This is a genomic window from Sporomusa sp., assembly GCF_057736855.1.
Genome location: NZ_JBYKYF010000091.1, coordinates 1 through 10,246, shown reverse-complemented (window position 1 = coordinate 10,246; position 10,246 = coordinate 1). Strand labels below are relative to the sequence as shown.

At 45.5% G+C, this 10,246-nt stretch carries 15 protein-coding genes; 10 read left to right on the top strand and 5 right to left on the bottom strand.

What is annotated here, in order from left to right:
* The coding region (gene groL / locus AC29Z1_RS07960; RefSeq protein WP_488270927.1) for a chaperonin GroEL at positions 1-1,339 on the top strand (1,339 nt) is incomplete at its 5' end.
* An 86-nt stretch (positions 1,340-1,425) separates the two neighbouring features.
* Here groL and AC29Z1_RS07955 read toward each other — a convergent pair.
* The 5 genes from AC29Z1_RS07955 to AC29Z1_RS07935 form a co-directional block, all read right to left on the bottom strand.
* Complete coding sequence (locus AC29Z1_RS07955) at positions 1,426-2,595, bottom strand: site-specific integrase (protein WP_488270926.1); 1,170 nt, start codon at positions 2,593-2,595, stop codon at positions 1,426-1,428.
* A gap of 69 nt (positions 2,596-2,664) precedes the next feature.
* Positions 2,665-3,030, bottom strand: a complete 366-nt coding sequence (locus AC29Z1_RS07950; RefSeq protein WP_488270925.1) for a DUF898 family protein — start codon at positions 3,028-3,030, stop codon at positions 2,665-2,667.
* Positions 3,031-3,114: 84 nt separating this feature from the next.
* Positions 3,115-3,435 (bottom strand): ImmA/IrrE family metallo-endopeptidase, encoded by a 321-nt coding sequence (locus tag AC29Z1_RS07945; protein ID WP_488270924.1) that lies wholly within the window; start codon positions 3,433-3,435, stop codon positions 3,115-3,117.
* Between the two features lie 238 nt (positions 3,436-3,673).
* Positions 3,674-4,021 carry a PBECR3 domain-containing polyvalent protein gene (locus AC29Z1_RS07940; RefSeq protein WP_488270923.1) on the bottom strand — a complete coding sequence of 116 codons (348 nt, stop codon included), beginning with the start codon at positions 4,019-4,021 and terminating at the stop codon, positions 3,674-3,676.
* 6 nt (positions 4,022-4,027) lie between these two features.
* On the bottom strand, positions 4,028-4,438 hold the full coding sequence (locus AC29Z1_RS07935) for a helix-turn-helix domain-containing protein (RefSeq protein WP_488270922.1): 411 nt from the start codon (positions 4,436-4,438) through the stop codon (positions 4,028-4,030).
* Positions 4,439-4,581: 143 nt separating this feature from the next.
* Here AC29Z1_RS07935 and AC29Z1_RS07930 point away from each other — a divergent pair, with 143 nt between their 5' ends.
* The 9 genes from AC29Z1_RS07930 to AC29Z1_RS07890 all read left to right on the top strand — a co-directional run.
* Positions 4,582-5,055: a helix-turn-helix transcriptional regulator gene (locus tag AC29Z1_RS07930; protein ID WP_488270921.1), complete on the top strand. Its 474-nt coding sequence runs from the start codon at positions 4,582-4,584 to the stop codon at positions 5,053-5,055.
* 124 nt (positions 5,056-5,179) lie between these two features.
* The gene (locus tag AC29Z1_RS07925) at positions 5,180-5,923 is read left to right on the top strand and encodes a BRO-N domain-containing protein (RefSeq protein ID WP_488270920.1); all 744 of its coding nucleotides are present in this window, start codon (positions 5,180-5,182) and stop codon (positions 5,921-5,923) included.
* Positions 5,920-6,162 carry a helix-turn-helix domain-containing protein gene (locus tag AC29Z1_RS07920; protein ID WP_488270919.1) on the top strand — a complete coding sequence of 81 codons (243 nt, stop codon included), beginning with the start codon at positions 5,920-5,922 and terminating at the stop codon, positions 6,160-6,162. Before AC29Z1_RS07925 ends, AC29Z1_RS07920 begins: the two co-directional genes overlap by 4 nt.
* A gap of 100 nt (positions 6,163-6,262) precedes the next feature.
* A complete protein-coding gene (locus AC29Z1_RS07915) occupies positions 6,263-6,427 on the top strand; it encodes a hypothetical protein (protein ID WP_488270918.1) in 165 nt (54 codons plus the stop codon).
* 216 nt (positions 6,428-6,643) lie between these two features.
* Positions 6,644-6,832, top strand: a complete 189-nt coding sequence (locus AC29Z1_RS07910) for a hypothetical protein (protein ID WP_488270917.1) — start codon at positions 6,644-6,646, stop codon at positions 6,830-6,832.
* The gene (locus AC29Z1_RS07905) at positions 6,829-7,770 is read left to right on the top strand and encodes a YqaJ viral recombinase family nuclease (RefSeq protein ID WP_488270916.1); all 942 of its coding nucleotides are present in this window, start codon (positions 6,829-6,831) and stop codon (positions 7,768-7,770) included. The genes AC29Z1_RS07910 and AC29Z1_RS07905 overlap by 4 nt, the downstream gene beginning before the upstream one ends.
* A 3-nt stretch (positions 7,771-7,773) precedes the next feature.
* On the top strand, positions 7,774-8,607 hold the full coding sequence (locus AC29Z1_RS07900) for a recombinase RecT (protein ID WP_488270915.1): 834 nt from the start codon (positions 7,774-7,776) through the stop codon (positions 8,605-8,607).
* Between the two features lie 336 nt (positions 8,608-8,943).
* A complete protein-coding gene (locus AC29Z1_RS07895; protein ID WP_488270914.1) occupies positions 8,944-9,807 on the top strand; it encodes a replication protein in 864 nt (287 codons plus the stop codon).
* The coding region (locus tag AC29Z1_RS07890; RefSeq protein WP_488270913.1) for a DnaB-like helicase N-terminal domain-containing protein at positions 9,804-10,246 on the top strand (443 nt) is incomplete at its 3' end. The genes AC29Z1_RS07895 and AC29Z1_RS07890, both read left to right, overlap by 4 nt.

The window sequence follows — 10,246 nt, the reverse complement described above, 5'->3', positions numbered from 1 at the left end:
TATCCGTGAAGGATTAAAGAACGTAGCTGCCGGTGCTAACCCGATGATCCTGAAGAAGGGTATTCAAAAAGCGGTAGATGTACTTGTTGGCGAAATCAAAAATTGCGCCAAGAAAATCGAAACCAAAGATGCTATCGCCCAAGTTGCATCCATCTCGGCTGGTGACGAAGAGATCGGTGCTCTGATTGCGGAAGCCATGGAAAAAGTCGGTAAAGACGGTGTAATTACCGTTGAAGAGTCCAAAACCATGGGTACTGACCTTGATGTAGTAGAAGGTATGCAATTTGATCGCGGTTACATTTCTCCGTACATGATCACTGATCCGGATAAAATGGAAGCCGTTCTTAACGATCCATATATCTTAATTACAGACCGTAAGATCGGTGCTATTGCTGATTTGCTGCCTGTACTAGAAAAAGTAGTTCAGCAAGGTAAAGAACTCTTAATCATTGCTGAAGATGTAGAAGGCGAAGCACTGGCTACCTTGGTTGTTAACAAACTCCGTGGTACCTTCCGTGCTGTAGCTGTTAAAGCTCCTGGCTTTGGTGATCGCAGAAAGGCTATGTTGGAAGACATTGCTATTGTTACCGGTGGTAATGTTATTACCGAAGAACTTGGCCGTAAACTTGACAGCGTCACCATGGAAGACCTTGGTCGTGCCCGTCAGGTTCGTGTATCCAAAGAAGAAACTACGATTGTTGATGGCAGCGGTAAAGCTGAAGACATCCAAAAACGTATTAATCAAATTCGCGCTCAAATTGAAGAAACCACTTCCGAATTTGATAAAGAAAAACTCCAGGAGCGTTTGGCCAAACTGGCTGGCGGCGTAGCTGTTATCCAAGTTGGTGCTGCTACTGAAGTTGAACTCAAAGAGAAGAAATTGCGCATTGAAGACGCCCTGAACGCAACTCGTGCTGCTGTTGAAGAAGGTATTGTTGCAGGTGGCGGTACTACCTTAATCGCTATTCAGTCCAGCCTTGACAAGCTTCAACTTACTGGTGACGAAAAGACCGGCGTAGAAATTGTAAAACGGGCTATTGAAGAGCCTGTACGTCAAATTGCTAACAATGCTGGTCTCGAAGGCTCAGTTGTTGTTGCCAATGTTAAGAAAGCACCTAAGGGTGTTGGCTTCAACGCTCTGACCGAAGAATATGTTGACATGATTGCGGCTGGTATTGTTGACCCGGCTAAAGTTACTCGTTCGGCTCTGCAAAACGCTGCTAGCATTGCGTCCATGGTTCTTACTACGGAAACCCTTGTTGCCGATAAGCCTGAGAAGGAAGCTAATGCTGCGATGGGCGGCATGGGCGGAATGGGTGGCATGGGCGGCATGATGTAAAAATAGCCTGAGAGCCCAGTAAATCTGGGCTCTTTTATATTGCCAATATTGCTTTGGTCACATTTTGGTCACATGCGAAAGATTTTTTAGAGGTTTCTCATTAGTTCGCTGAACTTTTGAGAAGCCTCTTTCTTTTTTGCTTTAGTGACATGAAGGTAAACCTTCCTGGTAGTTTCGTCGTCAGAATGGCCTAGGCGTTCCATTATTTCTTCCAGACCGACGCCGGCTTCGGCCAGCAGGGAGGTGTGAGTATGTCGTAAAGAGTGCGGAGTAAGTTCGCTATTGAGTCCAGCCAGTTTTAACAACCTGGTCATTCGGTTTTCGATAAACTTGATGTAGTGAGGATAACCGTAATTACTGTCTGTTTTTGTAAAGACAAAATTCTTATCATGCCACGTATCACGATGGCGCATTTTTACTTTATTTTGATAGGCCCGATGCTTCTCAAGTTCACGAATAACTGTCTGGTCTACTTCAATGACTCTCTTTGACGTCTTTGTTTTTGGGGTTTGCAGCTTATATTCAGTGATAATATTTTTCGGATTATAGTATGTCTTGGTAATGCTTATCGTGTGGGCGTCAAAATCAATATCAGACCACTTCAGGGCGCACAATTCGCCGACACGCATGCCAGTATAGGCAAGCGTCAAAAAAATTGCGTAGTCACCCTCCAGGCCTTTCTCCCGGGCTGTTTTCAAGAAAAGGGCAAGTTCTTCTTTTTCGAGGTACTTAGGTATTTCTTGTTCCTGTTCCAGTTCCTCAATTGTTTTCTTAACTCGGGGGATACGGGCGTATTGGGTTGGATCTGTTTTGATCACCTGCAGTTCCACTGCTTTTTTAAAGATCATTTTTCCGGTGCCATGTATCCCGGCCAAAGTGTTTTCGGCATAGCCCTCTTTCTTTAGATCGCTTAAAGCCTTCTGGTACATTCTTGGAGTAATGTCTTTTATTTTGGTGTTTTCGCCCAAATGCCTGATCAGGCAATTACTCTCGTGTTTTCTAACTCGGACCGTACTTTCTTTGACATTGTCGCTATAAAGATCCAACCACTCATTAACGAATTGCTTAAAGGTAGTATCCTTTTCTTCGATATAGATCCCAATGGCTAACTCTTGTTCCATTTCGGCGGCAGCCAATTGGGCTTCTTTCTTTGTTTTGAAGCCACCGACTTTCTTCTGGTGGCGCTTGCCATTGGGGTAGCGCCCAAGATCGATGGTAAATGACCAGGTATTGCCGCGCTTGTGAAAGTAAGCCATATAATATGCACTCCTTTTATGGAATATATGTTCGGCAAATAAAGGAAAAAAGGAAGCCCCAATGGGGCACTAAGATTTAATAACTAATTCTTTATGGTTAGTATCAATATGATAAGTATTGTCACTGTTCAAAAAGCTGGTATTTTCTGTTTCCCATCGTTTTAGCCTACAATATGCCCAGGGAGTGTAAAGACCAAGAGTAACAAATGTTAAAAGGATTATTAAAATCCATTGACCAAGAAATCCTGAGCCAGTACCATTAAACGTAAGCTGTTTACCGTTTATATAGGTATTGGCAGCAATCCAGCGCTGTTGTGCTGAATATGCCCAAGGGAAGAATATTCCAAATGTTATTACAGTTAAAAACGTAGTCCATATAAGTAACCACGCATATCCTAAACCTGTACCTCTAAACTCAAAAGAACCTTTGCTCATTTTTTTCACTCCTTTATAACTGAATAGCTTAACTTAACCTTCTATTTTGCGGCATATGCCGCCGTTATTTTAAAATCGGCTAGCCTAATTTCCCGTCTCACCACCTTTAATTTCTTCTGCATTGCAAGAACGTATTAAATATTCTGCCTTACATTCCCTGACAAATTGCTCTGCTTCTTTCTCCCGGTCGTGATTGCGGCCGTCCAGACCTATGGTGTAGGTGGCTGACTCAGCATGCATTATAATGTGTCCGCATTCGTGGAGGATAACGTCAGTTTCGGCTTCGGGCGACAGTGTATCGTCAATAAAAATATGGAACTTGCCTTTGCGTGATGAATAGACAAATCCCGGCAGGTCGCCGCCGATGGGAACTTTATGAAATGCAATTTCGTCGGAACATAACATCTTTTTAATTCTGGTTAGACTCATGGTATCACCTGGCGAAAAGGTTAAGATATATTGCACTTGAAATAACGACATGTTATAATTATCTACAGAAAAACATATACTGTACACGAAAGAACCTTCTGAGGACGGAACAGGCAGCCGTCGCTACGTTCAGCGATGAACGGTTGGAGATGCAGATTGTCACCTGCCTAAGGTTCTTTCGAGGAGAGGTCACAGCTTAGGCTGTGGCCTTTCGTTATTTCATAGAGTATTTGCCAGTGTATCGTTTAATTTTTTCGCTAGACATAGTGAACATTGTGCGGACCCAGTACTGGCCTGTTGTTGAAAGTTTAACGGCAACTAGTACATGATTGTCTAGTATTTTTATATATTGCAAAGACGGCTCTTTAGGATGAGGAATTACGAAATCAGGGTCAGCAAGAATGAGCCGAATATATTCGAAATATTTCTCGAAGTCTTCCGGATGACTAGACTTCATATGTTCAATATTTGCTTGCCCCAGCAAAATGGGAGTCCCTGGGGCAACGGGCAGAGATAGGCGAGTGATTACTTTTTCATCAATAAAGCCAACGATTTCAGGCATATTATGTTATTCCTCGTTAGCCTCTTCGTCCTCGACCATCTTAATGTATTTCATTACGCGACGGATGGTACGAGGGGAGAGGCTTTTTACTTGTTTGAAGAAAATCTGCAGGTCTTCACGTTCCTGTAGTTCCTTCCAGAACTCAAGAAGTTCATCATCGCCTTCCAGTGCTTCTGTGATGGTTTTCCTTGCCGCCTCGTTTGGGTCAGTCGGGTCGTCGGTGAGGCCCAGCAGGTAGTCGGTGCTGACGCCAAGTGTTTCGGCAATTTTTCTTATAGTGTCTGCATCTGGTTCAGTTCTGTCATTTTCCCAATTAGCAAGCGTGCCTCTATTGGTATTAAGTAATTTAGCTAATTCTTCCTGAGTAAGTTTTCTAAGATTACGTATTTCTTTTAGTCTAGTTGCTAGTGTGCCCATTCTTCACACCACCTTTTTAAGTTTATAATATATAAATCTGTGCTAAAATACAACATTTGTGCTAAAATTTATCTCAAAACTATTGACTGTGCTAAAAAAACACGTTATAATTGTGCTATAAAAGCACGGGAGGGGGTTGAAATATGAGATTAGAACTGTTTAATGCAAGGAAAAAAGCTGGCTTAACACAGGGACAACTCGCTGCAAAAGCAGGAATTGACAGAACTGTTTATAATCGCATCGAGCGTGGAATTAGAAAGCCAACCGTTGATGTAGCATTAAAAATTGCACAAATATTAGATTGTCAAGTCGAGAAAATTTTTTTGCCTGACGATGTGCTAAAAAAGCACGAAGATAAAAAATCACCACCCCGCGTCAGGTGGTGCCGCATAGGAGGCACTAGCATGAACTCTAGTATTGACGAGCTGATAAAAAAGATACGCCAGGAGGAGCGGGAGGAGGTGAAATCGATGATGGGGCCCAGTTGCGCTCAATGCCGCGCTGCGCATCCGCAGTGTGATGAATGCTGTTATGTGTGCATACAACCATGCAACACTAAACAAGTTTGTCGCTATGACACGCAAAGCATTCGATTTATCCTAAAAAATTCGGGATGACTTAGTTTTTTCGACCTATCATGGGGCGATGGAAAGAGCCAAACAGATGGACTTTGCGATTCAAAACCGGAGCCGTGGATAACCTTCGCTAGTCCAAAATAAAGTAATCTGCGAGGAGGGGACCATGAAAGAACTACAACGCATATTTGAATATAACCAACGGCCGGTTCGTGTGGTTATTATCGATGGACAACCCTGGTGGGTGGCAAAAGACGTCTGTGACGTTATTGGTTTATCAAACCCTTCAGAAGCAATGAACAGGCTTGAAGAAGATGAGAAAAGCACCCTAAGAATTTCTGAGGGTGGTCCGGAAGTAAACATTGTCAATGAACCAGGATTATATAGTCTTATACTTCGTTCTAATAAACCGGAAGCCAAAGCCTTCAAGCGCTGGATCACCCATGAAGTTTTGCCCGCCATCCGTCAGACCGGCCATTACTCCGTAAAACCAATGTCCCAGCTTGAAATCCTGGCTCAAGCTACGCAAGCCCTGCTTGAGCAGGAACGAAAACTTCAAGCCATGGCATCGGTTCAGGCGGCAATCAGCCAGGAAGTCGCTACGATAAAGCACCGCATTGACAATCTGGACGCTTGTAACATTGAAGGCAATCTTCAACAGCGCCTAAATGCTATGGTCCGGAAATATGCCCACCAAACTGGCGTACTGTTTAATGTCGCCTGGCGCGACTTCGTTAACGCCTATAACACCGCCTTTTGCACGAACCTGCGGTTACTGATTGAAAACTACAAAGAGCGGCATAACCTGAAGGACCTTACAATTCCGCAGTATCTATCCCTTACTGGCCGGTTAGAGGACGCGCTCCGTGTTGCAGACAAAATACTGAACATAGAGAGGTGTAAAGCATGAACAAAGCGGCTGATTTACCCGAGATTTTAACTGCAAAGCACATCGCTGACTACTTAAAAATTTCCCGGCGCCGGGTATACGAATTATTTCAACTGAAACCTGAGTATGGCGGAATACCTAATTTTGACATTGGGTTTTCGAAACGGGTAGAAAAAGAGGACTTCCTTCGCTGGATAGAGGAACGCAAAAAGGCTAAAGAACAAAGCATAACAAGCATAAAAAAAGACGCCACCGCCTAACGGTGAGCGCCTAACAAAAAACCTTATGAATTTGACTTTGGTAACTGAAAGAATGTCTAACGCCTATCAATTATTTTAGCATATGGGAGAGTGAAAGACAATGTATAGATCAACAGCCGCCCGCTTGCGGCGTGCGAGAATAAAATACGACCGGCGAATTCTAAATCTTATTTTAAATTCCAGCTTGGTCGTTTTTCTTTGGTTGACAACTACATACATCGCAGGTCATGTGCTGGCGGCCAAATTGCTGGGGCGGTTGCCGTGAAGAAGAGATTTGATTGTCTTGACGTTCGGTCGCTGGCCAAAGATGCCGCCGAATACTGACGGCTAAACGACCGGATAAATCCATATCGTGATTTACTTAAATCTGAGCATGACATTTTTGCCGCCCGCAATTATTTACGCAGCTTACGGGCGGCTGAGAAAAAGGCGGACAAGCTCCGCCGCCGGCTGTATCAATTTCGCTAGGGAGGGGTAATGAATGCTCGACCGTTTCGCCCAGGGCCTGCCGGACCCGCAGGAGAAAGACCATGATGAGGCTACTGGAGCCATTGGATACTGTCACCGCTGCGGACTTAAGGTGTATAAGGGTAACGGGGTAATGTTGGACGATGAACTGTATTGTGACACCTACTGCCTCGCGAAGGCATTGGGGGCGATATTTATATGACCGTATGTGTTTTAGCAAAGACAACGACCATGGACCGGGCTGCCTGGCTAGCGGCCCGGCGACAAGGGATAGGCGGCAGCGATGCTGTGGCCATCCTCGGCCTGAATAAATACGTATCACCATTTGATGTATATGCCGAGAAGCTTGGCCTTCTTAAGGAAGAACAGCCTGATAACGAAGCGATGCGCCAGGGCCGTGACCTGGAAGAATATGTTGCCTCCCGGTTCGTGGAAGCGACCGGAAAAAAAGTCCGGCGCAAAAATGCCATCCTTTGTCATCCTGAACACCCATGGATGATTGCCAATGTGGACCGGCTTATTGTTGGCGAAAGCGCCGGCCTGGAGTGCAAAACCACCAGTGTGCTCAATAAGAGCAAGTTTAAGCAAGGTGAATATCCGGATAACTACTATGTCCAGTGCATGCACTATCTGGCTGTCACTGGCCTAAAAAAATGGTATCTGGCTGTATTGGTGCTCAATAAAGACTTTCACGTGTTCGAGATTGAGCGGGACGAAGATGAAATCCAGGCACTGATTGAAGCCGAAAAACATTTTTGGCATGAACACGTGCTGAAACATATCCCGCCAGCTTTTGATGGCAGCGAGGCGGCCAGTGAATGCATTAAGGCTATGTATCCTGAAGCCAGGACCGGAGAAATCAGGCCCATCTACGGCATGGAGGACAAGCTCATTGAATACCTTGCACTCAGCGCACAAATCAAGAACCTGGAAGCCCAGCAGGCAAAGCTAAAGCAGGAAATTCAGGCAGCCATGGAAACAGCCGAGGAAGGCCGTGCAAATGGGTACATTGTTACCTGGAAGAACCGGAGCCGGGTTTCTTTTGATAGTACAAAATTCCAGAAGGAGCATCCGGAACTATACAAGGCTTACTGTAAGCCGGCAACTACCTACAGGGTATTCGAGGTTAAGGAGGTTTAATTTATGGGTAAAATCCAAAAAGCCGTTGCAAATGCCGCAAACGGCAGCAACACAGCGGTAAGGCCGATTGAACGGCTGAAGAATATTCTCGCCGCCCAGAGTGTGCAAGAACAGTTCCAAAACGTGCTCAAAGAGAATGCAGGAGCATTCATTGCATCGCTGATTGACTTATACAACACCGACCGGACACTACAGGCTTGCGACCCAAAAGCAGTGGTGATGGAGGCACTGAAAGCGGCAAGTCTGAAGCTACCAATCAACAAACAACTCGGGTTCGCTTGGATAGTGCCATATAAAGACCAAGGGCAGTTAGTACCAACGTTTGAAATCGGCTACAAGGGATATATCCAGCTGGCTCTAAGGACAGGCGCCTATAAGTACATCAACGGCGATGTGGTGTACGAGGGCGAGCTTGTCAAACATGACAAGTTAACCGGAGAAATTGAAATTGATCCTAGCAAACGGACTAGCGATAAAAAGATCGGCTACTTTGCCTTCTTGGAAACCATCAACGGTTTTCGCAAAACTGTTTATATGACCGTCGAAGAAGTAACCACTCATGCCAAAAGATTTAGTAAGTCATTCAACAGTAACTATAGTCCCTGGACAACTGATTTTGATGCTATGGCCATCAAAACATGTTTTCGGGCTTTGATTTCAAAATACGGCATTATGAGCGTTGAAATGATGGATGCTTACGTGAAAGACAGTTATAAGCAGACTGACGGTCAAACAAACGATGCTGAAACAATTGATCTTTCTACTGAAGATGTTACGGTAGCCCCTGAAACTGGTGATATTTTACCACAGACAGAAGAAGCAGAAGTATCTGCATAACACACTACTGCCCCGTTCGCGGCAGGCGGCGACTTGCAGTTGTGCTAGGTCAAAGAAGTGGTGGAAGGGAGCCGAAGCACATAACTTGCAAGCGGGCGTTGAGGGAGGGGCGGTCGCAGGGACTAAAAATCCCGAGGCGGCGGGCCGGTAGCCCCGGCCTGCTGCCGGTATGGCCGCTAGTTTACGGGGCAAAACGCCGGCTGGCAGACGCCGGAGTGCCGCCGTTCAAGTCGGCGGGCGGTCTCCATTTTTACCTCGCAAAAATGACAAGAGTATCCCTGATACGTAGTATACACAAAAAATATGCATCTTATGCATGGCGGGGAGGTGGTTAAATTGCCAAAAGGGGACATAGAAGCAATGAAGGCTGATACCAAAGACGGCTACACACCTATCGCAAACCTCATTCTCGAGGCACTCGCAATGGCAAAACTGTCAGGTGTACAAAAGGGGATTTGCCTATTCCTCTTCCGCCGCACATACGGATGGGGCAAAAAAGAAGATGCTATTACGCTTAATGAGTTTGCCCAGGCTTGCGATACCTCCCCAGCTTATGTTTCACGGCAACTTAAGCAACTTATCGAGTGGAATGTTGTTCAGAGAGTAAGCTACGAACCGGGGAAAATACCAGTCTATACCTTTAATACAAGGGTTGCAGAATGGTGCAAGGGTTGTATAAATGTGCAAGGGTTGCACAAAAAGTCAATACAAGGGTTGTACAAATGTGCAACCCCACCCTTGCACAAATGTGCAAGGGTTGAAGTGCCGCCAAGCCTTGAAAATACTGGGCTGGAAGGCGCTCCTAAAGAAAGTATTAAAGAAAATATAAATATATATACCTTCCCTTACGGGAAGGAGCAAGCTGCGACCGGCGGCGGTGAAAACATATCAGGGGTAGCCAACGACGAGCCAACAAACCAGCAGCTGATTGCAGAACTGACCAGTGAATACAGAAAAGTTGTCCCGCCTGACAAACATCAAAAAGGCGATTATGCCTTTATTGGCCGCCTTTATAACGAATATGGCTACGATACTGTATTAGTTGCAATACAAGAAATGGCTTACAAACGAGATGCCGGCTTTATTCCGGACAAACCACTCATATTCCTGCGCGGGATGCTGAAACGCGGAGAAGGCAATGGAGCCAGAGACAAACCGCGTAAGCCGCGCGCTATTGGGGAGGATTTGCCGCTGTTATGAGTGTTGATTTAGAGCTTGAAGCCCAGGTGTTGGCCGCCATGCTGAACGACAACGACTGTCTGGACTCCGGAATGGCGCTGGTCAAAAAAGAATATTTTGCCGAGCCTTTTCATCGCACAGTGTTTGACCATATCCAAGCCATGTATTCGGCCGGCAAGCACGTCGACGCCATAACGGTTTACGAAGAGATTAAAGATATTGCCAAGGGCCGCGGCGTAAGTTGGATGATGTTGAGGGACACGTTTTTCAGCAGCGCGACGTTTGAGTACTGCGTCAACAAACTGGCTGACCTATATCGTGCCCGCCGCCTGGCTGATCTTGCACAAAAGACTCTCAAGCGAATTCAGCAGAAAGACGAGCCTGGCGACATCCTAAAAGACGTCGAAGGCGAGCTGTATGCAATCACGATGCAAACAAGCGAGATAAAAATATTAACGCC

Coding starts and splice junctions, on each gene's coding strand:
- AC29Z1_RS07915 (WP_488270918.1), top strand. CDS start 6,263: ATGTATAGATCAACAGCCGCCCGCTTGCGGCGTGCGAGAATAAAATAC.
- AC29Z1_RS07930 (WP_488270921.1), top strand. CDS start 4,582: ATGAGATTAGAACTGTTTAATGCAAGGAAAAAAGCTGGCTTAACACAG.
- AC29Z1_RS07955 (WP_488270926.1), bottom strand. CDS start 2,595: ATGGCTTACTTTCACAAGCGCGGCAATACCTGGTCATTTACCATCGAT.
- AC29Z1_RS07940 (WP_488270923.1), bottom strand. CDS start 4,021: ATGCCTGAAATCGTTGGCTTTATTGATGAAAAAGTAATCACTCGCCTA.
- AC29Z1_RS07925 (WP_488270920.1), top strand. CDS start 5,180: ATGAAAGAACTACAACGCATATTTGAATATAACCAACGGCCGGTTCGT.
- AC29Z1_RS07910 (WP_488270917.1), top strand. CDS start 6,644: ATGCTCGACCGTTTCGCCCAGGGCCTGCCGGACCCGCAGGAGAAAGAC.
- AC29Z1_RS07945 (WP_488270924.1), bottom strand. CDS start 3,435: ATGTTATGTTCCGACGAAATTGCATTTCATAAAGTTCCCATCGGCGGC.
- AC29Z1_RS07920 (WP_488270919.1), top strand. CDS start 5,920: ATGAACAAAGCGGCTGATTTACCCGAGATTTTAACTGCAAAGCACATC.
- AC29Z1_RS07950 (WP_488270925.1), bottom strand. CDS start 3,030: ATGAGCAAAGGTTCTTTTGAGTTTAGAGGTACAGGTTTAGGATATGCG.
- AC29Z1_RS07905 (WP_488270916.1), top strand. CDS start 6,829: ATGACCGTATGTGTTTTAGCAAAGACAACGACCATGGACCGGGCTGCC.
- AC29Z1_RS07900 (WP_488270915.1), top strand. CDS start 7,774: ATGGGTAAAATCCAAAAAGCCGTTGCAAATGCCGCAAACGGCAGCAAC.
- AC29Z1_RS07935 (WP_488270922.1), bottom strand. CDS start 4,438: ATGGGCACACTAGCAACTAGACTAAAAGAAATACGTAATCTTAGAAAA.